Genomic DNA, 25,698 nt, shown 5'->3' on the forward strand with positions numbered 1-25,698 from the left:
TTGATGCGACCTTACATCGTGGCTTAACGCGTCAGCAAGTGGTTATCGACACTACTAGCTATTGTTATTTATCTCAAATATTTATTGCGCTATACGCGCTTGGATCTGTCCGCCGTCAATCGAGCACAAAACCAAACACTCCTCTTTGCCGTTCGACAAGGTTACCCGATGGCCGTTATTTCCCCATATCGAGTTTTTGCCACATGTATCCCAGCCACCAGTCACCGATATATGGTTACTTAACAGCACAGGCAGGTTATGCGTAGAAGCGATATCAGACAGCAGTTTAGAGTCTGGTTCAAAACCCATTTCAGAGATGAGTGCACTCACCAAATACACGTCAGCACCCATTGTTTTGGCTCTTGTAGAGTGTAGCGGCTCGATAAAATCGGCACAGATAGCCAGTGCAATCTGATTGCCTTTTAACTGAAAATGATAATCTCGATCTCCTCGTGAGCAATATATCTCTTCACCAGAATGTAGATATTGCTTGGAGTAATACTCAACCTTACCATCGGGGAAACAAATCACAGAGCCAATGGTTGGTTTGGAAGATCCTGAAGTGTTCAGAGGGCAGCCAGCAATCACAACAACCTCGTGTGTTACCGCAGCTTGCGACAGCTCTTTGAAAGCAGAAGGTCGTGGGTCAAACGCCAAATCAGAAGCAAGTTCATAACCAGTAAGAGAAAGCTCAGGGAATACAACAACATCTGCGTTCTGCTGAGAAGATCGCTCAATAGCACTGATGTGGTGCTTCAAGTTTGCAGATACATCGCCTTTGGTAACGGGTATCTGTGGTAAGCTGATAGTAATACTACTTTTCAAGTTTTCTCCTCCCATATCATTTAAGAACAATCCATTTAAGCTGCCTTTGTCGGCTTAAATCTAGCGAATTTACTCGTAAATCTTGCCTTGGTGTTTGAGCCAGCCGTGGGCATGTCGATTTCCAGGATCTCGATGTGTCCAGTGAATCACGCCTCCCTTATCGTTCCATTCATACTCACCATAAAATTGGACGACATCACCAACTTTTAAATTTGGAATACGAGGTGCCAGATCGATGTTGTGCGCGACCAGCAATGTCTGTCGACTGTCCAAACGCAGTATGAACTTCTGATGTCTAGAGCCGATATTATCGTCAGGAAGTACTCTTGATACGGTCCCTGAGCCTTGGATCTGCAGGTCACTTTGGTGGTTTTGGTATGCTTGCTTGAGTTGCTGATCGTTCGCTTGAACATTGATGGAGCAAGCTGCCAATAGCGCTAACAGTAAAGCAGAAATCCTTTTCATAATGGTCTCTCCTAAATCAATATCGCTGAAGAGTATAGAAAACCATCAATGAGCTCCAGAATGGGCACTTCACGTTTTGATTTAGCGCACAATGAAATTGCCAAGAGTTATGATTCAGATGAAGCGCTTAAGTCGCCACGTCATTAATCTTGCCACTTAATCGCTGGTAGAGTTCTATGGCATCGGCTTTTGACGTTAGCTTTTCACGTGCAAATAAGTACGCGAGTTCAATATCGTCTTGTTGATCAGGGTAATGCTTTTTCGCTGCTTGGGCGCATTGAGCTAAATCGATATACCAACTCCCGTCTTTTTCTGCGATAAAATAGTACGCTGCCCTTACTAACTTCTTTCCGATGATCTTCGCAACCGCTTTGTCATCCATTTTAGAGAAGCTATCAGCCATTTGGTCCAAGAACGAGTGTAGATCTCCATTGAGCGCAAGAGCTATCTCTAACTTAGGCTGATGCTTAACGAATGAAACCGCTCTGTCAATACCCCATACACAGCAACAACAGTGTTTGAGCCAAAACTGCCAATGGTAAAGCTCTTCTGGTTTTTGAATGGTATTGAGGTAACCCGGATCGATATCGATCTTACTGATCTCTGGGTGAATATCGGGAATTGCATTACTTATCTCTTGGAATACCCGCTTTTCTGAGTCCGTGATTGGGGTGTTGAGAATAATAGATACATCAAGATCTGAGCGACCTACGACAGCCGTGTCTCTTGGGATGCTACCGTACAAATAGATTCCATCAATTTGACCTGGGAGTCGTTGAGTCAGTCGTTGCACTGCACTATCGATAACAGGTTTAAACTCAGGTTGAATCTTATCAACTGAATAATCATTGCGGATAAATCCCTGCTCATCGAGGCCAATATCTTCGTTATGCATAAAATCCTTATCATTCAACGACGTGTTTATTGCTACAAGCATACCTTAATAATCCTTAAGTTTAGGTAAAAGTAGGTAAATTTGGCCCTTAGAGTACTTGATATGTTTGACTCTCCAACGTCTTCATTTTACTTTCTGAATCAACGTAACCTTTCAATAACATTAATACGGTCGATATGGATTCTGTTACTCAAGCTGCGCTCGGTGCGACGGTCGCGGGCGCTATTGCTGGAAAACGCTGTAATGCGAAGGTTCTACTCGCTGGAGCCGCCTTAGGAACGTTGCCTGATTTAGATGTTGTTCTGGATTATGGCGATGCGGTTCAAAATACCATTAAGCACAGAGGCTTTAGCCATTCTTTACTAACACTCCCACCATTAGCATTTCTGATTTCATGGTTGTATTGTGTCCGTTACTCAGATTCTTTCTGGACACTAGCGAGAGTGTTATTCCTGACGGTGAGTGTCTTAGTAACACACACCTTGTTAGACGCGATGACAACCTATGGCACACAGCTTATTTGGCCGTTTGAAGGGTATTTCGAGCTTCGCAACGTGTTCATCATAGATCCTTTGTATACATTGCCATTGTTGTTTGCCATTGGTGTCGCTTTGATTTTTAAACACAAAGGCGGACGATGGTGCCAAGGTGTTGTATTGCTCTCCACTCTTTATCTGGGTTGGGGTTACGCATCACAACAAGTGATTGCCGATCGAGTTGAACAAAACTTAGCGGCGCAGAACCTCCCTAACCAGCAGGTTCTCATTACGCCAACAGCATTTAATACTTTCCTGTGGCGCGTTGTAGTTATGGATGATGGGCAATACTGGGAGGGGTTGGCGTCGGTTCTTGATAGCGACAATAAGATTGATTTCATCTCTCGTCCACTCGGCAACTGGCCTCTAGAAGAGAAGCCAAATACGCTAGAAGGCCTAAAAGCATTTTCCCATAACTACTTGAACTATCGCGTTGAAGACGACACGTTAATTGTTTCTGATTTACGCCTAGGGATGGCAAACAACCTTTCATTTGAGTTCGTATTTGCGGAGAAAGATAGCGATGGCGAATGGAAATTACTTGAAGCGACTCAACGCTACCCAAGTGAACGAGGCCTAGATATGCTCGCACCGCTTTGGCAACGTTTGAAAGGCGATCAGACTATTGATGCGAACTTACAGACAATGGAAGTGAGCTATCAGAGATAAGATGCGGTGATTGCTCAATAGATGGTCTATTGAGCAATCATAACTGAGAAGTGAACTGCGCAAAGTCAGTTGGGGATGGCTTACCTTAAAAAAGGGGAAACAAACAAAGCCATGCCAAACAAAGCCAACGTTAGCCCTGCACCACGTTCGATAATGTAAATATAACGGCTAAGCGACTGATGAACGCTAGGGTGACTGATGGTCGCTGCAATAAGCAGATCCCAAAATAAAACCGCAAAGAACATCCAAATCCCACAAGAGACCTGTTGAATCAGCGTTACCTCACTCCCTAATATGACCGTCAATAAGCTCATATAAAACAGAGCATTCTTAGGGTTAAGTAACGCTGAGTTTAATCCCATTACAAGCTGCTTCAGAGGTGAGGGTATGGCCTGCTCGTCAGAAGAAAGCTTTGTTTCACCCTTTTTGCTTCTTAGTAGAACTGTTCCTAACCACAATAGATAGATCGCCCCTAAGATTTCGAACACCGTATAAATCAATTCGTTATCACGAATGCTTGTCCAGCCAAAAATAGCCACACCAATATAGATCGCGTTACCGAGTGCAACGCCAAGACAAATAAACCGGCTGCCCTTTAATTTATGTCGAATCGAATGAGCAACTATTAAGAAAAAATCTTGCCCTGGGCTTAATAAAGCAACGAAATGTGCCAATGCCAAGGCAGGGAAAGCAGCAGGTAAAAATGAAGAAAACAACATAATAACTATCCGTAGTAAAAATCTACCGGTCACTATGAATATTTTGGATTATTAATTATTGTCGAAAATTGATCTAACCTGTTGGTACTGTCGCGGCGTAGAGGCCGTATAATTGACAAACGCTTTATGCAATTGACTCTGGTCAGAAAACCCTACCTCCACGGCAACATCAACAATTGACTTACCAGTTTTCAGTAAGAACTTCGCTTTTTCGATTCGATGATTGTTCAGAAATGCTTTAGGCGTAATACCAAAATAACGCTTAAAACGTCTGATCAGAGTTTCTTTCGTTTGACCAAACTCGCTAGAAAGTGTGTCTAATGACGGTGGAGACTCCACATCTTGCAGCAATCGTTCCCTGACCTTTAGAGCTAAGGTATCTTCAATAGATTGCGCTCGTATAGGTGAACTATATCGACTAAGTATGTCAAATAATATGTCCTCAACCGTCGAAGCATTCTCCACTGAGTCATGTTCAAGTAACTCATCCATAGCGCTTTCAAGTGGGCAATCGAACAGCTGCAATGTATCTTGGTCAACAACAAAATCTACTACGTCATAGCCATATAAAGTTGATAAGGTTTCGCAACACCAGTTACTATCTATATAGAGCATATAGTAGCTGCGAGGGCTTTTGTTGAGTGGGTTACACGCGTGAACTAAATTAGGTTCAATCAATATCACTTCACCTTTGTTAAGAACTAATTCTTGTTCTGGCAAAGAGAGGCACGTCGACCCAGTTTTTATTATTCCGACCGAAAGTTCAGAGTGATAGTGCTCTTTATAGCTTTGAGTACTATTGTGGGTTGAGCGAACAGTCAGATAAGGCGCATACTCACTTACCCAATAACGTTGACTAATATCCTTTGTCGTATTGTCCATCTGATTGCCTTGGTCGTGAAAAGACTTCTTACTTACGAAAATTGGGGCTGACTTTTAGGTCTTCAACCCAAAACCTTCCTCAGGAGAGAGTACCACTACTCTTCCCATTCTGAGCGCAAGACACCGTATTTAATTGAGTCATAATATTCGCCCTCAAAGTAACGGACTTTGCGCAGCCTCGCTTCTTGTTGAAAGCCCAGTTTAGAGGCAAGTGACATCATTCGTGGGTTACCCGACCAAGTTGTTAGGCCAACCCTCTCAATTTCTTTGGTGGCAAATAGGTAAGAAACCCAAAGTGAGACAGCGAGTGCTGCAATACCCTTCCCCCAGTAATCGGCATCATAAATGACCACGCCCGCTTCTAACCAACGCGTCTCCTCACACTCCCAATAACAGTTAACTGTTCCAATCGGGATATCATTCGCGGTAATAAGTTGTAGTTCTGTGCCCACTAGTAGCCGCTGAAAAAACGATGCTTCAAACTGCTCAAGCGTTGGGTGTGAGTATGAAAAATAAGGGCCATTGTATTTAGTCCACTCATTATTTGAGGTCACTAAAGCATATACATCAGTCAGTTCACTGGCTTTGGCTGGTCTTATATTTATCCGTTTCTGTTCCACTCTATATCCCTATTCTGTTATCCAATCTATGGAGCCCTTCCACCCAGCTTAATTGCAATATTCGCGATGTCCAACTTTACTTTAGCCTGATAGCAAACCATAAAAAATAAATAATATATGGATGTGATGATGAGCAAACCAATAGTCGCGAGTAACAAACCTATAAAGGTTGAACTGAAGGCTAACCAAGAGTACTACTTTTGTACTTGTGGACGGTCAAAAAGCCAACCTTTCTGTGATGGTTCTCATGCGGGAACTGACTTCAAACCCAAAGCTTTTACGGCTGAAGAGAGTGGTGACAGCTACCTCTGCCAATGTAAACACTCCCAAAACCTCCCCTTCTGTGATGGCTCACATAAGCAATTTTCTGATTCTGATATAGGAGCTGAAGGCCCGGGCGTACAAATTCAAACTGTTGATGCTATGCCTGTAGCAACCGCTACCAAGGTTGAACCTACGGTGGAATTTATCCACCAGTTGGCTCGGGAAGGCTTATCTAAGATGGGGCATCACGGCCCTATGACTTCCATGGGCGTACCAAGACACTTGCTTCCACATTGGGACGATATTCAAGTTATGGTCGCTCAAATGGCAACTAAGCCGCTGATGGAAGACGTTCCCGTTTCCAGAGAATTAATCATCGGCCCTCAGGCGAAAAAGCCGCTGAAGCTCAAAATACCCTTGTTCGTATCCGACATGAGCTTCGGCTCACTTTCTGAAGAGGCAAAAGTATCTTTAGCAACCGGTGCGGAGCTGGCTGGAACTGGTATTTGTTCCGGAGAAGGCGGCATGCTCCCCGAGGAACAAGCGGCCAATAGCCGATATTTTTACGAACTAGCCAGTGCCGGGTTTGGATTTGAAGAGTCTAAGTTGAAAAACGTCCAAGCCTTTCACTTCAAAGGAGGACAAGGTGCAAAAACAGGAACGGGAGGCCACCTACCCGGAGCCAAAAACATCGGTAAAATAGCGGAAGTGCGATGCATTGAAGCGGGGACCTCCGCAATTTCGCCACCGACATTCAAAGACCTAAATACCGTTGACGACTTTAAGAAATTTGCCAACCGCGTACGCGAGGTCACAGGTGGAATACCAATAGGTTTTAAACTGAGTGCCAATCATATTGAGGAAGACATCCAGTTCGCACTTGATGCAACGGCAGACTATATCATTCTTGATGGTCGCGGCGGCGGTACAGGGGCGGCCCCAGAGATGTTTAGAGACCACATCAGTGTACCCACAATCCCCGCTTTAGCAAGGGCTCGAGCTTATCTTGACAAGGTTGGCGCATCAGGCCGCGTCACACTCATTATCACTGGCGGTCTTCGTGTACCAATGGACTTTGTGAAGGCTATGGCATTAGGAGCAGATGGTGTCGCGATTTCCAACAGTGCCATGCAATCTATCGGCTGTGTCGCGGCAAGAATGTGTAACACCAATAATTGCCCAGCAGGCATTGCGACCCAAAAAGCCGATTTAAGGCAACGTCTTAATGTAGAAAAAGCCTCGAATCAATTGAAGAATTTCTTCGAAGCATCGGCCGAGTTGATGACGGTAATGGCGAGAGCCTGTGGTCACAATCATCTCAATCAATTTAACCCCAACGATCTCGCGACTTGGAACCGTGAAATGGCACATTTGTCTGGTATCAAATACTCTGGCTACACTTTAACTGGTCAGTAAGCTTATCGGGCAGTTTCGCGCTGCCCTTTCTCTCAAACTGTAATTACTCAAACCTATCGTTTTTTCTAACCACTTCACTCTCCTCACTGCCCACTTCTCATAAATTAGATAAGTCTTTGTTTACTTGTGGTCAGTCTGATTAAAATGGCATCAATAAACGTCCCAAAAGAGTGTAAAGATGATTAGCCATTTCGATCATATTGTTCTTACTGTTTCTGATATAGAGAGAGCCGTCGAGTTCTACACGCGTGTGTTATGCATGGAAGAAGTGACTTTTGCTAACGGTCGCAAGGCAGTCAAATTCGGGAACCAGAAGATCAACTTTCAATTGTTAGGACAAGAACCACGAAACATCGCCAATGTGGGTGCTGGTGATCTCTGTTTAATTGCCAATTGGCCATTGGAACGAGTTATTGCTCACTTGGATAAAGAAAACATCGAGATCATTGAAGGTCCGGTCGCAAAATCTGGTGCCGTTGGCGCAATCCAATCCGTGTACTTTTCAGATCCCGATAAAAACTTAGTCGAAGTGAGTGTCTACCCTTAGTACGCCGATTTTCACAATTCTAATTAGCCCCCGTAGTGTTGAACTACATGGGGATTACATTATTCAAAGCTACTGCTTGCTAAGTAATGAAATTAAGAACTGATATGTATGCAATTCTATCAGGTGTAATTATTATTCTATCGCTCCACTAAGTGTTTTTCCTAGTCGATAGTTGATGATTTTATGGGGAATAGCATTGTCTCTATAATGAAGTTCAGACATATCGACAATATTATTGTAAGAAACCAGCACTTGATCATTCTCTTCTGTCACCAATACTTTTTGGCCAAAAGCATCCAGTCCAATGCTTGGAAAGTCCGTCATTGCTTTTGCGCCAGGTGCTGGCCCACCAAACACCAACAAAGTCGAGTTTGGTAATGATTCACCAATTGATTGTGCTCTAGCCTTAAAGTCCCAGTTCATGAACCAAACGGTATCATCTTGAGCAAGCACGTCTCGTTTAATATTTGCTAACGTGGTGTCAAAATCATACTCTGAAACTATTGTTTCAATGCCGTAGTTCTTTGTTAAACCTTCATTCTCAACGGGTACCACTTTATTTAATCCACTGGTTAGTTCTGCCGTATGTTGTGCATATCTCTCAAGTAAGTCTTTATCCTTAATGCCATGGCGCTTCTGAATAAACTGTTCGTCGGTATAGACTGCTTTCTGTTGACCGTCTTCAACGTAGTTCAACACACGAAATGGAAGATCCAAACCTACTTGCAAATTCTCTTTTAACAATTGAGTATTCAGTTCATCATCGCTATAAAAGTCCACTCTACTTGGCGCTAAATACTCACCAGCTTGTTCAGCGAGTCGAGAGTGATCAATAGTAAGAACTTTCTCTAACTCTAGCTTTTCAGCATTACGATCAACCATCAAAACACTCTCATCAACAGAGTTCAGTTTGTTTTGATAATTAACAGGATCAACGGTCGTTTCACAGCCCAGAAGCGGAAGAACAGATAACATAACGAAAGATAATTTTTTCATGTCTGGCCTCTCTTAAGTTCGACAAGTGATAAAAATAAATAACAGCCTCGACTACTGAATATCATGGTCTATAACAAAATCCTTTAGCACCGAATGAGCTCGGTTTCGTTCACCATTGTTTAGATGAACTAAATATCCATAAAGTGCTTTTTCATGCTCAACCATATAGGTCATTTCCTCTTCATAACCCCTAGGACTAGAAGCTTGAATTTCTTCCAATTGGCGAACAAATCGCTCAGCACTTCCTTCTAGGTACCGTGAACCTAGGTACGGCATCATTCTCAATGAAAGTATGACCGTTTTTGCAAATAGCTTATCTTTACAACCAATAGAGCTATCAACATTAAATTGCTGCCGAACTGGGCTCATCACCTTGGTATTGTGATGCTCCATTTTACTCAAAAGGTCCAAACTATCGGCGGTCATGCTACCTGGAGGGATGTTCTTTAATTCAGAAAACACCTGCTTACCCAAGTTTCGAAATAGCAATTCATACTTAAGTCCTTTCGAAAAGGTTTGGTTCTTTTTTTGATCGATTCTAATCATCGCTTACCCAAGAGTCGTATTGCTTAAAGGTAGGGTTATTCGCTGACGCTTCGGTTAAAGATTCTTTTGCCAACATCAAAACCATCAATAAAAATGTCACCTTGTATCTCATTAGTTTCGCTTCCTAAATTCAGGTTAAATATGGGAAATATCAATCGATTCACGGAAAGTGGTACTAATACGCTAGGTTCATCATGTCTATAGAATCTAATCGCTCTACCTTACTCGGGGTCGGGAATGTCGAATGCACAACAATGCTTTTCGCGATACTTGTAGCTTGAATAGGTAGATATTTTTTCAAACTCCCCAACATAAACGGCCTAAACACTTTAAGGGCACCTTGAAGTAATTTTTCATCAGGCCTGCTCTCCTGACGATTGCCAGCTAGTGGTCCTGGGTGTAAGAAAGTCGTTTTCGCAAAATTAAGAAGTTCAACTTTGGTTTCCATTTGCCCTTTACAACGAAGGTAGTGTGAGCGTGCGTTATTATCAGCCCCCAAGCAGGACACAACGATGAGGTGTTTTACACCCATGTTCTTCATGCTTTGCGCTGTAGAAACAACAAGATCCACATCAATAGAACGCAATTTTTCTTTTGTTCCTGCCTTTTTAATCGTGGTTCCTAAAGCGATAACCCCGACTTCCGGGGAGATAGAATCAAGAGCGCTTGTTGGTACATTTAAGCGACTGTCGATTATCTGCTTTAACTTATGATGTTCTCTGTTAACCTCACGTCGAGACAGCGTATAGACGGTGCCGAAGTTCTCACTGTCTAATAAAGCGCTCAAAGTTTCTCGGCCAACTAAGCCACTTGCTCCAGCAATGATGATTGTTCTGTTCATATTTAATCCACCGTCTGTTTATGTTTAACACTAACGTTGCCTCGACCGTGTATATACTAGAACAAACATACCGACCGGTCTAGTCAGCGTTGTGTTAAGTTTGTCAGAATTAGACTGGACGGTCGGTTTAGTGAGCGTATAATGCTTCTAATCATTTAGATTCCGAGCTGACTTATGAAAGACTTAAAACAAAAACTTTTGGACGTAGGCTTTGAGCTTATAAGTGAACAGGGTTTTGCAGGCCTTGGTTTGATGAAGATTATTAATAGCGCTGAAGCAACGAAGGGGTCGTTTTACCATCACTTCAAATCGAAAGAAGACTTTGGGTCTGTGCTATTGACGAATTACTTCGAAGATCACCTAGAAACCCTCGATAGTTTCTTGATGGATACCTCTCTTTCTTATCAAGATCGAGTTAAAGCATACTTTGACTATTGGTGTTCAGAGAAACTGACTTCAGATTTTCAAATAAAATGCTTGGTCGTTAAATTATCTGGTGAAGTGTCTGGTACTTCAAACCAAATGCAAAAAGTGCTTAATGAAGGTGCAGAGAAGATCATTGGCCGCATGGGACACTTTTTTAAAGAAGGTGTTGAGAACGGAAGTTTCAATATGGTTGATGGCTATGATACGGCAAGAACACTGTATGGCTTGTGGCTAGGAAGCACTCTATTGGCCGCTATGCAGAAAGATCGTTCACTGCTGGATAACGCAATGAAAGAGACAATCAAACTGACGCACTAATGAGTCTACTTCTTCTCACATTTTGTAAAAATGCCTGATAAAAAGCTCATCATTCGATGAGCTTTTTGTTTTTCTATTTGGTATCAAAAAACCGATTACTGTCTAACAACCTCAAGAACAGAGGCAGGAATGATGGTTTCAAGCTCAACGTATTGGCTAAGATCTAGAAAAGCAAAACCGCTATAAGCTAAACTGCTCCAACCTAAGATAGATAGAACAAGCAGACTGAAAGTTTTCACCCCACTTTGATTTAATCTTTTTGAAACAAAAGTATAGCTAGGAATTCCAACCAATACTGGTGCCAAAATCGCCATCGACAATTGGCCGTATTGATTCCACTTTCTCATAAATTTTCTTAGCTTAGGGTTAAACACCACTTCTTTTCGTTTCTTGAACAGACGTGAATACACTGGAGCAATTTGCCAGCCAGCATACGCAGCGAGCATCGCTGGGATAAGGTTAAACACCAGCATTTCCGGGTAAGAATATGATAGAAAGGCTGCAATAGCTGGCCCTGAATAGGTCTTCCAAAGGCTTAAGAGAGCCATCGACAAACCGACGGCCAAATAGGTTTCAAATGCTAACGTCATGCTTTATCTCCACGCAATGGCTTACCGTTACGCTTCAATATTCCGGTAATAATGGGGTCGATATGAGTAAAAAAGTCCATCCAACCTGAACACAAGTAATTAAGACCCACTTCACCAGTGGCGGTCGTTAATATACGATTTTTCGGACATTCTCCGTGACACGCAAAGCGGTAATCACACTCTCGGCACTGTGTTGGCAACGACTTGCTTTTTGCAAAACCGAATTGTTGCTGTTTAAACGAGAGAGCTAGAGCGCCCAAAGGATTCTTCTCAATGTTTCCGAGTAAAAACTCATCGAACACATAATGGTCACAAGAATAGACATCACCATTTGGTTCAACGGCTAACCCTTTTCCGCAAATCTCGCTTAATGTGCACATGCTGCTTTCATGGCCCATCCAAACGCCGAAGAAATTGTCGAAATAAGGAATGAACACTTGGCCAAAATCGTGCTTAATCCATTCATCAAAAATCGTTGTTAGAAAATGCCCCCACCCTTTGGCTGAAACACTCCAAGGCTCTACCAACCCATTAACTGGAATGATTGCCAGGTCACCATAGCTGTGCCACTGGCTATTTGTTGACGCAGATAGTTTATCTACAACGGGAATGAACTGAATTTGAGACGGCTGCACCTCATCACGCAAAAACCGATAAACTTCAAGCGGTTTTCGGCTACTGACATCGTTAACACAAGTTAGTGTTGCGAACTGAACTTTATGCTTCTGAAGAAGCTTAATTCCACGCATCGTTTTTTCAAACGTACCTCTGCCTGCTCGATTTTTACGATAATAATTATGGATATCTTCAGGGCCATCAATGCTAACGCCAACTACAAAGTCATGTTTCTTAAAGAATTCGCACCACTGTTCGTTCAAGAGCGTGCCATTCGTCTGAATATCATTTGTGATGGTAGAAACTTCCGGGCAATACTTTGCTTGTAACTGAACAACCAATTCAAAATACTCAACGCCTAACAATGTAGGTTCACCGCCATGCCATGAGAAAATGATCTCCTCAGTATTTTGAGCTTCAATATACTGCTTAATGTAATTTTCGAGTGCGACTTCATCCATGGATACGGAAGAGCGCGATGAATAGTCCAATAAACCTTGCTTACCTAAGTAATAACAGTAGGTACAATCAATATTGCACACCGCACCAATGGGCTTTGCTAAAGCTTGAATTTTGCTGTGTGCCTTACCATTAAACTGTGGCGCTGAGATAGTTTTCATAGTTGCTCCCAATTATTGAAGAGTTTCCTTCTCTATCTAAATCCCGTTGTTTATTTCGAGGTATTGATGGCACTATACACAAAACAAACCGACCGGTCTACATTTTAATTAAAATGAAAAAGCCCCTAAGAAAACTCAGGGGCTATAAGCCAACTTAATGTCGTTATGTCTGTATTATTAATGCGACATGGTATGACCTGCCGCGCCTAACCACGGGTTCCAATCTTCAGCAACATCAACAATATTATGGTCTTTCCTGTATTGCTCGTAAGTCGCCATCATATCTTGATAAATCTCAGGATATTTATCTTCGACTGGCACAGCTTCAGCCGGGTCTTCTTTAATGTTATATAAGTGCCACTTACCATCACCGTACATACCAGTGCGGAGCTTCATTAACTTATAGTCACCTTGAATAACAAAGCCGTTCCCAAACAACTCAAATGCAAACCAATCATCTTCAGAACGTACCGTATCTGCTTGACCAGACAAGAAAGGCACCATAGATTTACCCGAAGGCAACGCGACTTGACGCTCTTTATATTCAGAACCAGGATGCGCGACACCTGCATAGTCAAGTATGGTCATCGGTAGGTCTTTCACGCTTAATGTTGTGTTAGACATTGCACCTTGCTGATCGAACCCTGTACCTTCAGGTGGACTCACTATAAGCGGAACTCTCACACCACCTTCGGAAACAAACCACTTCCACCATTGCAGTGGACCTGTCGTAGCGTTTGCCCATTCACTGCCTAGCTGTCGGCTCGAACGTGATGTACCGATTGCTTCATCAGACATATCAAAATGGTCTTCTGTCCAGTTCTTCCATAAGCTGTTGGCCAGTGGACCCATAGCGTCTGATCCTTCTGGTCCATTATCTGGCATATAGATAACCAATGTGTTGTCCAGCTCACCAGTTTCTCTTAGGTAATCCAATACTCGCCCGATATAAAAGTCTTGAGCTTCAATCATCGCTGCGTATGTTGCCATTAATCGTGCTTGAGTTTTCTTCTCAGCATCCGTTAAATCATCCCATTTTTTGGTGATTGGGTTGTCTGCTGGATAAGGCGTATTTTTCTGATAAACGCCAGCTTCGATCATCTGTTCGTAACGTTGTTTTTTAAGGCCTTCATATCCCAAGCTTTCATACATCTCTGTGTACTTATCAATCAATGCCGCAGGTGCTTGAAGTGGGAAATGCGCCGTTGTAAGTGCGAGATAACCAAAGAAAGGTTTACCAGAGTCCTTGCCCTCTTCGATGTATTCAATCATTTTCCCTGTATAAAGATCATCAGAATAGATCCCTTTTACACGCTCGACTTGCTGACCGTTCTCATAGAACTTTTGTTTCGTCACAGGCGGCTGTTTTCCTTCAGCCAGTGCTTTTTCGGCGACTTTTACCGATGGGTACATATCGGTATCATCCCAATGTGCTGAGCCACCTGAATAGACGCCATAAGTTTGGTCGAAGCCCCAATCCTGTGGTGGATGACCATGACCATCACCAGACCCCAAGTGCCATTTACCGGCATGATAGGTGTTGTATCCATTGTCTCTTAGTAGTTCAGTAATTGTTACGGCATCACGCGTCAGATAACCCTCATAACCTTTTTTACCTTTTGACGGTGGGTAGATTGAGTAGTCGAACGACCCTAAACCCACTTCAATGCTATTGGCTCCAGTAAAGAGTTGACCTCGTGTTACCGACGAAACCGGAGACGCGTGAAAATTATTGAAGCGAATTCCTTCTTCCGCAAGAGAGTTCAGAGTTGGAGTGTTAATCTCAGACCCAAATGGTTGAAGATCGCCCATTCCGATATCATCACCAACAATAAGCAAAATGTTAGGTTGGTTTACCTCTGTTGTAGCTTCTGTTGACGCTGCGCCTAATGATGGAAAGGCGATGAACGGGGTAATTAGACCCAAGGAAATTACAATTTTAGTCTTCATTAGTAAGCTCCAACTTTATTTTGCTGTTGAAAATTCGCGTTTGTTGAACCTTTAAGAACCACATAACCAGAGAACGCAATAACAGCTTCGATAACCGTGTATCCAACCAAAACAATATTTGGTGTGCCATCTACAAGCATGCTCACCACTCTTGCGGCAGCTAAACCACTCATAAACACAATCAAGCTATGCAGAGCTGATAACGTGTACTTGTTATTAAATGCTGCAGCTAACCAAAACGTTCCCATTGCCACATAAAGACCCATGGTAGCTCGGAAAATGTTGGTCATTTCGATGCTGTTGACATCGATACCAAAGAACAACTCTTGAAACAGCCCGTAAGTTAAGGCTACAGGGAAGATCCCAAGAGATGCGACGAGTAGGAAAATATTTTCTTTTTTCATGTTAATAAACCTTCATTTAGTCAATAGCTTATGATTCATTTGGTAAATGTCAGTCCATTGACAAGCTCTTCCCTAAATCTAAAAATGGACAGTATTTAGATCAAATCTGACGTTAGGTATTTCCATCTTGGTTACCTCTGGCATCAGTAGCGACCGACACACCTAAACTGACCAGTCGGTCTAGGCAATGATTACGATTTGCTAGTACATGAGTCACATAAAGAATGTGCAGTCGCGTTAATTTAGAAAGTTGTAAGCAAATGAACTTGAATTAGCGTAAGTGCGCCGGTGTCTTGCTCTTATCACGGGTTAAGTAGTAGTAAACGTAGAGAAGCGAATAGACAGTAACAAAGCCATCTAAAGCAAACACGCCACTCCAACCTAAAAACCACTCGTAATCATTAACGTGTACGTTATAGAGAAATAAACCAACGAACATTGCTTTTTCAAAACCACTGTAAATCATGGTAGAAGTTCGCAAAGGCTTGATGTAAGCCGAGACCATGAGCAAAACGCCAATACAGCCAACCATGACACCCCAGTGTTGATAAGTGGCTTGCAAATACTCCTTGTTCACCATCATTTGCTGGTCGTAAGAAAATAGGTTGACCATACTCCACTCGGGTGCGAGAAACGTCGCAAACGCACTTGCAGTCAAGAGGCCTGTAATCAATAAGTAACCACGGATTGTTTTTTCAAAAAAGCGTTCTAACATTTGTCTTTCTCTCACTATTGGATTAACGGTTAGCGATTACTTCCCAAGCATGGCTAATACTGCTGACTTGAATTCGTTATCTTCCGCTGAGAACAAATGTTTAATTTGATGCTCATGACCACTTGTCATGACAGTCTTAGCATGTGAGAAGGTAATAAAGCCTTCTTTACCATGGTAATTACCCTTACCAGACTCACCGATACCACCAAATGGCGCATCATCGACCGCTAAGTGGAATACACAATCATTAATACACATACCGCCAGAGTGGATAGTCTGTTTAATTCGCTTTTGTAGTGCTTCATCGAATGTCATTAGGTACAGCGCTAACGGTCGCGGCTTACTATTGATCAGCGCAATCGCTTCATCGATTTGTTTATACCCAATAATTGGAAGTAACGGACCGAAGATTTCTTCATCCATAATGTTAGATTCAAGTGACGGTTCAACCACTAGATGAGTCACCAGTCGGTGCTCGTTTTCATCGATGCTATCTACGTGGCAAGGCTCTACCCGTGTGCCTTTTCCAATTTCAGTATTAAGCAGCGAAATAACGCGATCATACTGACGGGAGTTCGCCACTGAAGTAAGATTTTCTGAGTGAATACCTTTAGGGAATAGTGCTTGATATTGACGCTTATATTCTGAAATGAATGCTTCTTTCTTGCCTTCCGGAACCATTACATAATCAGGAGCAACACAAACTTGGCCATTGTTAAGGCTTTTACCGTAAATAATTCGTTCTACCGCTAACTCCATAGAAACATCATCAGCTACGATCACTGGTGACTTACCACCAAGCTCAAGAGTTAAAGGCGTAAGGTTTTCTGAAGCCGCTCTCATGACTAGGCGCCCTACAGCTGTTGATCCGGTGAATAACAAGTGATCAAAAGGAAGCGCTGTAAATTCTGCAGATAAACCAGCCTCTCCTTCTACAACCACGACTTCGTCATGACTAAAGAGAGTAGACAGCATTTCGCTCAATACCTGATTCGTATTTGGTGTGAACTCACTCATTTTTATCATTGCGCGGTTACCCGCAGTGATTGCAGAAATAAGTGGGCCAACTGACAACATAACAGGGAAGTTCCATGGAGTTACAATACCAACGACACCTTTCGGTTGATACACCACTTCAACTTGTGACAGGGAAAGCAATGCTCCCGCACTACGCACTGATGGCGCCATCCACTCACTGATATGCTCGATGCTGTAATCGATATTCGCGACACACGACAGCACATCGGCAATCAATGTATCTTGTATACTACGTTGACCATAGTCTTGGTTCATCGCATCACAAATTCGGTCGCTAAAATCAATCAGTGCCTCTCTTAGCAAATTAAGCTTTGTGACACGGGCGTCTAAGCTCGGCATTGGATCCGAATTGTACGCGTCTTTCATATTCTTATAGTGATGCTTCATTTCATTAAGTGAAGTAATGCTGTTCATTTTCTATACCTTTCTCGTTGGGTTGATTACACAATAATACAAAACAAACCGGTCGGTCTAGTGCTTTTGCGAATAAATTTGTCCGAGGAATGTTAGACATAATGCTCATTTATTAGCGATGGATAAATTAAACGTTTTATTTTCAATAAATTAGCGTTCTAGACTCCCAGTTTTGACAGGTGATTTATCAATTACTGATAACCGACATAAAGAAGTTTATTAAAAAAACTCACAAAAAGCCTAGACCGACCGGTTTGTTTAGGTGTAAGGTAAATGCATACAGTAAAGAGGATGATGGAACTTGCTCAAGGGAATAGAAACTTTACACCAAATTTTAACTTACAGTAGGTAACTCCGATGCTATATAAAACTGAACGATTTTTTGTAAACACATACCATGCACTTGCAAGCACCGCTTTCCCTCGCATGCCTGTTCCAGTACCAAATGTTTTAAATGGTGACAAATCACTTGATGCACTTGCGGAACATTTGAAGAGCAAAGGGATTCAACGTCCTGTAATTTTTACAGACAGCTTTTTTTGCACCCTTCCATCATTCCAATTGCTTATTGATGCGCTCGAGAAAAGAGACATTGATTACAAAGTTTTTAAAGAGATTCAGCCTGACCCTTCGTATGCCATCGTCGAAAAAGGTATCGCCGCATGCCACGATCACAACTATGACTGTGCTATCGCAATTGGTGGTGGTAGTTCAATCGATGGCACTAAGATGATCAACGGTTGTGCTAAACACAATTTAGATCCTCGTAAGATCACTCACGGTTTAATGAGTATGCTTCAGTTACGTCGCAAAGGCGCTTACTTCGTTGCCATTCCTACGACGGCAGGCACAGGCTCTGAAGCAACAACAGTAACGGTCGTGACAGACGAAAAAACCAACCAAAAGAATGCACTAGTAAGTTACGGAATTGTACCTGATTTAGCGGTTTTCGACTCAAGACTGACAATGGCATTACCTCCTCACATTACAGCAGCAACAGGAATGGACGCGCTTACACACGCGATGGAGTCATTCATGAGTACCTATGCGACAAAACAAACGGATGAAATGAACTTAAAGAGTATTCAGCGTATTTTCGAGTTTTTGCCTCGCGCATACAAAAACGGCACTGAAGATGATGAAGCAAGAAGTGAAATGGCATTAGCATCCTTTGACGCAGGTAAAGCATTCTCTAAAACGTTACTCGGTTGGGCTCATGGTATCTCTCACCAGTTAGGAGCGTTTTACAAAGTTCCGCATGGTTTAGGTTGCGCGATTGCCTTACCACACGTTCTTCAATTTGCATTACCAAAAGCGACACACCGCCTCGCAATTATTGCAGATGCTCTAGGTTTAGAAGGCGTGACAGAATCTGAGAAAGCACAGGCTGTCGTTGACGCTGTATTTGAGTTAAACCAAACGTTAGACATTAATTCGCAATTTAACATGCTTGAAGAAAAACACGTTTCTCAAATAGCACGTAACATCATTAAAGAAGGTAACATGGCCTACCCTTCACACCGCAATTTTGACTCATACGCTCACCTAGAAAGCTTCTTACTTGAGCGCAGAGACTACGTACACAAGCCAATGGCTGCATAAAACATAAAAAACACTTAAGTAGGTAATAAAATACGCCCGAGTCGACTCCGCTCGGGCGATGATTTTTTCAGCTTTTGATCATCTAAATTCGTATACCCCTGATCAATACAGGCTAGGTTTGATACTTGACTTTCGACACCACACCGACAATCACTAAGCCAGCTCCTAGTACTTGTAGGCTTAGGTTTTCCGACCCTGCGCTGTACATGTCTATTGCTAGACCAAACAACATCTGCCCACATACCACCAGCACAATAGAGTTTGTTGAACCGAGCTTAGTCATAACAAAACTATTAACGGCAACATATAGCGCACCAATCACACCACCTAGATACAACCAAGGCTGACCTGACATCATTTGCAGTGGTACCCAAAAAGATACAGAGACCATAGTGAAAAGGGCCGATAAGAACAGAAAACCAACCGCATGATTAACCAACGACGCATAAAACGCCCCATATTTCGTGGAAAGCTGCCCATTGAACACTCGGCTCAATGTAATACAGAAGCCGTTCAATACGCCCAAGAAAACAAAAATCATTGGCTACCCGCCTTTGCGAAGATAATCAACAATGCGCCTGTTGTTACGAACAATGTAGGAACTAAATTGGCAAGCGACAGCCTCACACTAGGTTGATTGAAAAGTCCAAAGTGTTCGATTAAAAGTGACGACGCAAATTGCCCTATTAATGCTAGAGCTAAGGTTCCAGTCAGGCCAATATCACTCTGCACTGTTATCGATGCTAACACCACGGTAAAAGCACCCGGTATTCCACCAAACCAATATCGCTTCTTCACTTCTACTTTTTCGTGCGATCTGCCACGGCTCTTGAATATCAAATACAAAAGAAGAGCCAAGACGCTACCAACGCCATGAGCAATCCAAGAAGCAAAAAATGCAGACGTCGTTGCGGCCAACTCACTATTCACATTGATCATCAGAGCCAACAAAACGCCGCTGAATACGGCCATAGAGCTCCAGCCTAATTTTTCTAACATAATCATCCCTCACCTAAAGTTAGAGCAGATTATAATTAGATCGATTAGTGAGTATAATAAGCAGTTAATAACAACTAAGTTGAGTAGAATTCAACAGTGAGAGATGTATTTTCAGCCATTCCTATTTTTGTTGCCGTCATTGAGTCAGGATCTTTTTCAGCTGCTGCGGATCGTTTAAACATGACCAAATCCGCGGTCAGCAAGCGGATTTCCAGTTTAGAGGATAACCTTGGTACGCGCTTATTCCATCGCAGTACTCGCAAACTTACCCTGACGGAAGCTGGGGAACAATTTTCTGACTACGCACGTAATGCCCTCTTCATTGCTCAACAAGGGATCAATGCAACCACCCTCCATCAAGGGAAACCCAAAGGCACATTGAAAATCAATGCACCTATGACGTTTTCTAGATTGCACTTAGTCCCGTTATTAAAAGAGTTTCTTGACCAGTACCCGGATATCAAAGTAGTACTGAGCATGGATGACAAAGTCGTAGAGATGATTGAAGGCGGTTACGATGTTGGCATCCGAATCGGTGAGCTCAAAGACTCATCACTGATTGCCAAAAGGCTGGCTAAATGCCACAGCGTAGTGTGCGCCTCACCGGAATATCTGGCTAAATCTGGGACTCCGAAAATACCCTCTGATTTAAAAGATCATAATTGTATCTACTACAGCCTATTCCAAGCCGGTGTTGAGTGGACTTTTTATCGTGATAACGAGAAATTGAAAGTAGAGCCAAAAGGTAACTTTGTGGTCAACAACAGCGATGCGATTTGCGAGATGCTGTTGCAAGGGCTAGGAATATGCCAAATGCCCACCTTCATCGTACGAGACCATCTAGATTCTGGGCGATTGATAGAAGTGCTTCAAGAGTACAACCTACCCGATCACAATATTTATGCTGTCTACCCAGAACGTCGTCATGTACCAGAGAAAGTCAGAGTATTTCTCGACTTTTTAGAGAACAAGCTGAGCTCGGTATATTAAAAGTCACTGCGAACAACAAGCTTTCATCACCCAAACTTACGATAGTTTTTACCTATCAAAAACATAGAAAAAGTCCATTTTTCTTAGCTATCTGTACGACATAAACTGTACCCAACAAAACAAAATAACCTAACAAGAACAAGGTACACAAAATGACTAAGAATTTTATTGGACTAGATAATCAACAATCACAACAACTTGCCCATGAGCTAAATTCACTGCTTGCTCACTACCAAGTTCTGTACATGAACGCGCGTGGGTACCACTGGAACATTAAAGGCGAATCTTTCTTTGAACTACACGTGAAATTTGAAGAGATCTACACTGACCTTCAAACCAAGATTGATGAAATCGCAGAACGTATCCTTACGCTTGGCCATACACCCGATCACGCGTTTAGCCGTTACCTTGAAGTCAGTGCAATCAACGAGCACCAAAATGCCACTCAAGGTAAAGACTGTGTTACAGGGCTGGTAAATGGTTTCAGCGAGCTATTAGTCAAACAGCGCGACATTCTTGAACAGGCAGGCGACGCATCTGACGAAGGTACAGCTGCACTTATGGGTGACTACATCCGTGAGCAAGAAAAGCTAATGTGGATGCTAAATGCTTATCTTCAATAATCTAGCTGATTACTTCTAAATTGAAAAAGAGCTTAAAGCGAATGCTTTAAGCTCTTTTGTTATTTAATAAGTTTGGTCTATTTTCTCGCACCATCAAAACAAGATAAGACATCTTGCTCGAAGTACGGCTCTTGGTTTACCCAGAACATGTAGTCGACTTTTAAAAACTTCGTAGCAAATGAGACTAAGCTTGGTACTAGGTTTTCACGCCCGCTTTCTACATCCATACTATTAGTTTTACCAATGTAGTTGCCATCTTGAACTGCAATACTCATGGGTACCGAGTAGTCACTCTCATGCATCATCGCAAGCGCATGGTTTAGCTGTCCTTTACGTTTTGGCATAAGGTCTGGTGCACCGAGGCCAACACCAATGCTCTCTCCATATTCGTAAATCGACTTGAGATAGCCTTCATCTTCCCACGGCAACCATTCGCCAGGCATAAAGTTCGCGTACTGAATTTTAGCGGAATGCTCGAAACCTGAACTCAAAGCATCCATATTCGACTTTATCGCTGCTACATAAGCCTCATTAGTGAAGCCCGGAGATATCTCGCTTGTCACGCCGATGGCAGATTCTTGAAGGTTTATGCCTTCAATACGGCCGTCGAACGCCTTACCCAATGCAGCAATCAGTTTCGCAAAACGTTGATTGACGTCTTTGTTCCACCTTTTTGCCACCCAGCCTTCATGCACGCCATCATCCGTGATCTGTTTAACAACGCCACCATCGTACTTTTCCGTCAGAAGGTATTCAGGGACACCTTTAAAGGTAGTTGTAAACGTCGCATCCTGAAGCTGGATAAATAGCTTTTTTCCGTGCGCTTCTAGGTATTCAAGATCTGCTTCGATTTGAGAAAAGTCATATTCGCCCTCTACAGGCTCTAACTCCGCCCACGGATACATGATCTGGGCGCCAGCAAAACTATTAGATTTCAGTAATGGGTGATTTTGGATGCCGGCCCTGTCTCTCGCAAAATAGACAAAATGGCGAATATCGCTCTTTTCGATAGGACAAACTGCACTTTCATGCTTCTTGTATTCATTCGCATATCTCTCGCTAGGCTTGACCCATTCAGCGTGAGCATTGGAAGCACAACATATCAGTGCAGCCAGAATTATTTTCTTCATCAATAGTCTCTAATTCAATCATTTAGCGCCATAGTACAAGGGTAGTGGCGTCTATGAATACGCTTTTTTGTGCCACAAGCATAAAGCGTAAGACGAAACGATCTACCTCTGCATTGTCATAACTTAGAGATACTGGTTCATAGTTTGGTAAAAAATTAGTAGAAGCTGCTTTGCACGTGATTATGTGACCATCCAATGCAAGTTCGATAAAAAAACATAGACGTTGAGCTCCGATTAAACGGATACGCTAAAGAGCATTAGCGGTTGTACTTAGCCTTGTTTAGAACTTCTTTAAGTTCGTGAGTTTTCTCTAAGTCCACGTCGTAGATGTTTGCCAAAGCACAGACGTAGTAGAGAACATCATACAACTCTTCAGCAATCGAGCCCTTTAACTCTTCTAATGCTGGTTGACCACTTTGCCCTTTACGAATGGCTTCCGACACTTCCCCAACTTCTTCTATCAACTTTAAGAAATAGTGATCCGACAACTCAGGGGCATGATCAAACGCTTTGATGTGGTTTTGTAATTCAGATAATTTCATAACTTCCTTTTACGCTTATCTACAGTTTATGTTCGAAGAGTCACATTGGCGATAACGGTGATCAACGTGCTTTAACGGTGATTAACTCGCAAGAACAACTTCTATGTAATCACCAAGATATCGCGAGTAATGCCTGTAGTCTATGACTCACTTTTAGTAATAGTCTCAATCCCTTACTTTCTGTCGGTGGTTCAATTGGCTATTGCTCGCTACACTGTTTATTACAAACACAACAAGGAAAGCAAACATGATCCAGCAAGGCCAAACACTACCGAGTGCAACTCTTAGCGAACTGACCGATGAAGGAATGCAGAATCACTCAACTGAAGAGCTCTTTACAAACAAGAAAGTCGTACTTTTTGCAGTACCAGGCGCATTTACACCAACGTGTTCTGAAGCCCACCTACCCGGCTATGTCGTTTTAGCAGACCAAATCAAAGCCACTGGCGTTGACGCGATTGCATGCGTGTCTGTTAACGACGCATTTGTGATGAACGCATGGGGTAAGGCGCACAATGCAGAAGAAATTTTGATGCTTGGCGATGGAGATGCAAGTTTTACTAAAGCTCTGGGATTGGAAATGGATACTGCGACCTTTGGCGGTGTGCGTTCTCAAAGATACGCAATGATCGTGGAAAATGGCGTAGTCACTCAACTCAATGTTGAAGAACCAAAACAATTTGAAGCAAGCAAAGCCGAGACAATTTTAGCTGCTTTGAAGTAATGATTACGATCTTTGCAGTTCTGAGGGAAATACTCAGAACTGTAATTTATGCAGAATCTCTTTATTTAAGTTTGGTAGGTCATAGCATAGCTTATTGAGCCTAAGTACCCATTAAAAAATAAAGTCACACTCATCGTTATAAATATAACCTAACTGATATATTGAAACCCATCGACTTCCTAACCAATTCACCTAATCTCATGTTTTAGGTAGATGAAACCGCCTAAAAGACTCAAAAACAGGTGCATCTTTATATGTGCATTTAATAGCGTGTTCTACAACAAGGGCTTTTCCATATCGAGGTAGCAACATGTATTGAGGGTTAAAAAAACGGCCTTCATTTTCTTCTAGGAAAAGCTCAAACTTCTTCGTATCCGACTTGCCTTCAAGATTATTGGGGTTACCAAATTGTATTGGATAGGTAAATGTCAAAGAACATCGAAGCGGTACTGTTTTATCATAAGATCTATAATCAAATTCAAACCCATACCATGTGCAAGGTTCTATCTGTTTGTTAAACATACATCTAGACTGCCCAGTAACATAAGTATCCACATTGTTATGACACACCCATCGCTTTCCCTCTATGTCCTCACATAAATCGCCACTTTGAATATTAAAGACATCCAAAGCTAGAACCGATTGAGACAAAATACACATTATTCCTAGTATGAAATACTTCACTTTCGTTCCTTTATCTTTTACTCACAAATGATTTTTATCGTTCCTGTACGCTCGTCATATTCATGCTTCGGTATCAATAGAGGCAACTCGGAAAGTTCCTTGTATTTTGACTTTTGGCCCCACTTAATCGGCCGTCCTGTGGTGTCATAAAATATTTGATTCTCATAGTCGATGAAACCATTTTGCCAGTGCTCTCCAAGATAACTTAGGTCTTCCGAGTCATCATACCAAGTGGGAGTAATCAAAATTACTACCGCACCATTGACGGGACTAGCATCCCAAAAGACGAAATACTCCGGAGCTAATGAACGCTCAGCTCGAGACATATAATGAATCGGATATTTTACTGTAGGCCACCAAGAAGGATATAGTTCGTCAAACTTGCTGCTAACATGGTTCCCAGCCGCAGAAATTTCTACTTCATTTCGCATATAAACATTTATTCTAAACTCACCTTGCTGAACCCTCACCATTTGACCAGGTTTTAGCTTGTATGCATCAATTACAGTTTCTGAGCAATATAATGAATTGACCTGCATGCCACTCACGAAGGAGGAAAAGAACACCCCAGATAGCAGTATTAGTTTTTTAATAATTCCTCCTAAAACTGTACGTATAACGTATAGTTATTATAAACTAATACAAATTCTATGAGTCTAACCAAAACAGTAGCGGTGAAGTCGCAAGAAATACAAAACTAGCCAATAAAAAATAGAAGAACATAAGAAAGAGTATTTCAGATAAGGTTGCTCCAATTTTAGACATTGAGTTACCAATGTTTGATGCCGCAACTCTAACGGCTATAGGACCAGTTAAGATGATTTTCTTTCGTGAAAAAAACTTCGCCGACGCAAAACCTAGTACAAACACTAGATAAACACTGAATACTGGAGCAAAGAGAATTTTATTTAACGAGGCAACCATCAATGCACCAAGTGTAAATAAGATCGCTAAAACAAATGACAATACCCAAAGAGTCGGTATTGAGAATCGATTAAAGTAAAAAAACTTAGCAGCTAATAATTTTGGAAGGTAATACATTGCTTTCCTCAATTTAGTTTATTAATTATATCTACAATGCTCAATTGATCTA

General features: G+C 42.2%; 30 protein-coding genes. 8 read left to right on the forward strand and 22 right to left on the reverse strand.

Annotated elements, in window-relative coordinates:
- Window positions 1-81: 81 nt before the first annotated feature.
- The 3 genes from KI743_RS10145 to KI743_RS10155 form a co-directional block, all read right to left on the reverse strand.
- Entirely contained in the window at window positions 82-825 is a 744-nt protein-coding gene (locus tag KI743_RS10145) for a carbon-nitrogen hydrolase family protein (RefSeq protein ID WP_285466256.1), read from the reverse strand.
- Between the two features lie 69 nt (window positions 826-894).
- Window positions 895-1,290, reverse strand: a complete 396-nt coding sequence (locus KI743_RS10150) for a DUF3465 domain-containing protein (RefSeq protein WP_152471064.1) — start codon at window positions 1,288-1,290, stop codon at window positions 895-897.
- A 127-nt stretch (window positions 1,291-1,417) separates the two neighbouring features.
- Window positions 1,418-2,185, reverse strand: coding sequence for a nucleotidyltransferase domain-containing protein (locus KI743_RS10155; protein ID WP_285466416.1), 768 nt, complete (start codon window positions 2,183-2,185; stop codon window positions 1,418-1,420).
- Window positions 2,186-2,361: 176 nt separating this feature from the next.
- Here KI743_RS10155 and KI743_RS10160 point away from each other — a divergent pair, with 176 nt between their 5' ends.
- Window positions 2,362-3,390, forward strand: a complete 1,029-nt coding sequence (locus KI743_RS10160; protein WP_285466257.1) for a metal-dependent hydrolase — start codon at window positions 2,362-2,364, stop codon at window positions 3,388-3,390.
- Window positions 3,391-3,470: 80 nt separating this feature from the next.
- Here the strand turns inward: KI743_RS10160 and KI743_RS10165 are convergent, their stop codons facing one another.
- The 3 genes from KI743_RS10165 to KI743_RS10175 form a co-directional block, all read right to left on the reverse strand.
- Entirely contained in the window at window positions 3,471-4,109 is a 639-nt protein-coding gene (locus KI743_RS10165; RefSeq protein WP_285466258.1) for a LysE family translocator, read from the reverse strand.
- Between the two features lie 51 nt (window positions 4,110-4,160).
- A complete protein-coding gene (locus tag KI743_RS10170) occupies window positions 4,161-4,991 on the reverse strand; it encodes an AraC family transcriptional regulator (RefSeq protein WP_285466259.1) in 831 nt (276 codons plus the stop codon).
- 95 nt (window positions 4,992-5,086) lie between these two features.
- A complete protein-coding gene (locus KI743_RS10175; protein ID WP_285466261.1) occupies window positions 5,087-5,611 on the reverse strand; it encodes a GNAT family N-acetyltransferase in 525 nt (174 codons plus the stop codon).
- Between the two features lie 129 nt (window positions 5,612-5,740).
- Here KI743_RS10175 and KI743_RS10180 point away from each other — a divergent pair, with 129 nt between their 5' ends.
- On the forward strand, window positions 5,741-7,291 hold the full coding sequence (locus KI743_RS10180; protein WP_285466262.1) for a glutamate synthase-related protein: 1,551 nt from the start codon (window positions 5,741-5,743) through the stop codon (window positions 7,289-7,291).
- Between the two features lie 178 nt (window positions 7,292-7,469).
- Window positions 7,470-7,838, forward strand: coding sequence for a VOC family protein (locus tag KI743_RS10185; protein ID WP_285466263.1), 369 nt, complete (start codon window positions 7,470-7,472; stop codon window positions 7,836-7,838).
- A gap of 132 nt (window positions 7,839-7,970) precedes the next feature.
- Here KI743_RS10185 and KI743_RS10190 read toward each other — a convergent pair whose 3' ends face one another.
- The 3 genes from KI743_RS10190 to KI743_RS10200 form a co-directional block, all read right to left on the reverse strand.
- Entirely contained in the window at window positions 7,971-8,834 is an 864-nt protein-coding gene (locus KI743_RS10190; protein ID WP_285466264.1) for a DUF302 domain-containing protein, read from the reverse strand.
- Between the two features lie 51 nt (window positions 8,835-8,885).
- Window positions 8,886-9,380: a hypothetical protein gene (locus KI743_RS10195; protein ID WP_285466265.1), complete on the reverse strand. Its 495-nt coding sequence runs from the start codon at window positions 9,378-9,380 to the stop codon at window positions 8,886-8,888.
- A 175-nt stretch (window positions 9,381-9,555) separates the two neighbouring features.
- Window positions 9,556-10,221, reverse strand: coding sequence for an NAD(P)H-binding protein (locus KI743_RS10200; RefSeq protein ID WP_285466266.1), 666 nt, complete (start codon window positions 10,219-10,221; stop codon window positions 9,556-9,558).
- Window positions 10,222-10,395: 174 nt separating this feature from the next.
- Here KI743_RS10200 and KI743_RS10205 point away from each other — a divergent pair, with 174 nt between their 5' ends.
- A complete protein-coding gene (locus KI743_RS10205; protein ID WP_285466268.1) occupies window positions 10,396-10,965 on the forward strand; it encodes a TetR/AcrR family transcriptional regulator in 570 nt (189 codons plus the stop codon).
- Window positions 10,966-11,060: 95 nt separating this feature from the next.
- Here KI743_RS10205 and KI743_RS10210 read toward each other — a convergent pair whose 3' ends face one another.
- The 6 genes from KI743_RS10210 to KI743_RS10235 all read right to left on the reverse strand — a co-directional run bounded on the left by KI743_RS10210 (window position 11,061) and on the right by KI743_RS10235 (window position 17,311).
- A complete protein-coding gene (locus KI743_RS10210; protein ID WP_285466270.1) occupies window positions 11,061-11,555 on the reverse strand; it encodes a hypothetical protein in 495 nt (164 codons plus the stop codon).
- Window positions 11,552-12,790, reverse strand: a complete 1,239-nt coding sequence (locus KI743_RS10215) for an anaerobic sulfatase maturase (protein WP_285401267.1) — start codon at window positions 12,788-12,790, stop codon at window positions 11,552-11,554. Before KI743_RS10215 ends, KI743_RS10210 begins: the two co-directional genes overlap by 4 nt.
- Before the next feature lie 177 nt (window positions 12,791-12,967).
- Window positions 12,968-14,740, reverse strand: a complete 1,773-nt coding sequence (locus KI743_RS10220; RefSeq protein WP_285466271.1) for a sulfatase-like hydrolase/transferase — start codon at window positions 14,738-14,740, stop codon at window positions 12,968-12,970.
- Window positions 14,740-15,144, reverse strand: a complete 405-nt coding sequence (locus KI743_RS10225; protein WP_285466272.1) for a DUF4345 domain-containing protein — start codon at window positions 15,142-15,144, stop codon at window positions 14,740-14,742. Before KI743_RS10225 ends, KI743_RS10220 begins: the two co-directional genes overlap by 1 nt.
- A gap of 271 nt (window positions 15,145-15,415) precedes the next feature.
- Entirely contained in the window at window positions 15,416-15,859 is a 444-nt protein-coding gene (locus KI743_RS10230; RefSeq protein WP_132762298.1) for a hypothetical protein, read from the reverse strand.
- A 36-nt stretch (window positions 15,860-15,895) separates the two neighbouring features.
- Window positions 15,896-17,311 (reverse strand): coniferyl aldehyde dehydrogenase, encoded by a 1,416-nt coding sequence (locus KI743_RS10235; RefSeq protein ID WP_285466274.1) that lies wholly within the window; start codon window positions 17,309-17,311, stop codon window positions 15,896-15,898.
- 357 nt (window positions 17,312-17,668) lie between these two features.
- Between KI743_RS10235 and KI743_RS10240 the strand changes: the two genes are divergently transcribed.
- Window positions 17,669-18,913 (forward strand): iron-containing alcohol dehydrogenase, encoded by a 1,245-nt coding sequence (locus tag KI743_RS10240; protein ID WP_285466275.1) that lies wholly within the window; start codon window positions 17,669-17,671, stop codon window positions 18,911-18,913.
- A 112-nt stretch (window positions 18,914-19,025) separates the two neighbouring features.
- Here the strand turns inward: KI743_RS10240 and KI743_RS10245 are convergent, their stop codons facing one another.
- Together KI743_RS10245 and KI743_RS10250 are read right to left on the reverse strand one after the other, a co-directional pair.
- Window positions 19,026-19,454 carry a DMT family transporter gene (locus KI743_RS10245; RefSeq protein WP_285466276.1) on the reverse strand — a complete coding sequence of 143 codons (429 nt, stop codon included), beginning with the start codon at window positions 19,452-19,454 and terminating at the stop codon, window positions 19,026-19,028.
- Window positions 19,451-19,912 carry a DMT family transporter gene (locus tag KI743_RS10250; protein ID WP_285466277.1) on the reverse strand — a complete coding sequence of 154 codons (462 nt, stop codon included), beginning with the start codon at window positions 19,910-19,912 and terminating at the stop codon, window positions 19,451-19,453. The genes KI743_RS10245 and KI743_RS10250 overlap by 4 nt, the downstream gene beginning before the upstream one ends.
- 138 nt (window positions 19,913-20,050) lie before the next feature.
- On the opposite strand from KI743_RS10250, the gene KI743_RS10255 reads away from it, so the two are divergent.
- Both KI743_RS10255 and KI743_RS10260 read left to right on the forward strand, forming a co-directional pair.
- Window positions 20,051-20,902 (forward strand): LysR family transcriptional regulator, encoded by an 852-nt coding sequence (locus KI743_RS10255; RefSeq protein WP_285466417.1) that lies wholly within the window; start codon window positions 20,051-20,053, stop codon window positions 20,900-20,902.
- A 152-nt stretch (window positions 20,903-21,054) separates the two neighbouring features.
- On the forward strand, window positions 21,055-21,525 hold the full coding sequence (locus KI743_RS10260; RefSeq protein WP_285466278.1) for a Dps family protein: 471 nt from the start codon (window positions 21,055-21,057) through the stop codon (window positions 21,523-21,525).
- A gap of 77 nt (window positions 21,526-21,602) precedes the next feature.
- Here the strand turns inward: KI743_RS10260 and KI743_RS10265 are convergent, their stop codons facing one another.
- Together KI743_RS10265 and KI743_RS10270 are read right to left on the reverse strand one after the other, a co-directional pair.
- Complete coding sequence (locus KI743_RS10265; protein ID WP_285466279.1) at window positions 21,603-22,655, reverse strand: hypothetical protein; 1,053 nt, start codon at window positions 22,653-22,655, stop codon at window positions 21,603-21,605.
- Window positions 22,656-22,912: 257 nt separating this feature from the next.
- Window positions 22,913-23,197, reverse strand: coding sequence for a MazG nucleotide pyrophosphohydrolase domain-containing protein (locus KI743_RS10270; protein ID WP_150873184.1), 285 nt, complete (start codon window positions 23,195-23,197; stop codon window positions 22,913-22,915).
- Window positions 23,198-23,444: 247 nt separating this feature from the next.
- On the opposite strand from KI743_RS10270, the gene KI743_RS10275 reads away from it, so the two are divergent.
- Window positions 23,445-23,921, forward strand: a complete 477-nt coding sequence (locus tag KI743_RS10275) for a peroxiredoxin (RefSeq protein ID WP_285466280.1) — start codon at window positions 23,445-23,447, stop codon at window positions 23,919-23,921.
- 198 nt (window positions 23,922-24,119) lie between these two features.
- Here the strand turns inward: KI743_RS10275 and KI743_RS10280 are convergent, their stop codons facing one another.
- The 3 genes from KI743_RS10280 to KI743_RS10290 form a co-directional block, all read right to left on the reverse strand.
- Complete coding sequence (locus KI743_RS10280; RefSeq protein ID WP_285466281.1) at window positions 24,120-24,605, reverse strand: hypothetical protein; 486 nt, start codon at window positions 24,603-24,605, stop codon at window positions 24,120-24,122.
- 17 nt (window positions 24,606-24,622) lie between these two features.
- Window positions 24,623-25,144, reverse strand: a complete 522-nt coding sequence (locus KI743_RS10285) for a hypothetical protein (RefSeq protein ID WP_285466283.1) — start codon at window positions 25,142-25,144, stop codon at window positions 24,623-24,625.
- Between the two features lie 109 nt (window positions 25,145-25,253).
- Window positions 25,254-25,646 (reverse strand): hypothetical protein, encoded by a 393-nt coding sequence (locus KI743_RS10290; protein WP_285466284.1) that lies wholly within the window; start codon window positions 25,644-25,646, stop codon window positions 25,254-25,256.
- Window positions 25,647-25,698: the final 52 nt, after the last annotated feature.

This window comes from Vibrio sp. D420a (assembly GCF_030248625.1).
Taxonomy (GTDB): domain Bacteria; phylum Pseudomonadota; class Gammaproteobacteria; order Enterobacterales; family Vibrionaceae; genus Vibrio; species Vibrio fortis_A.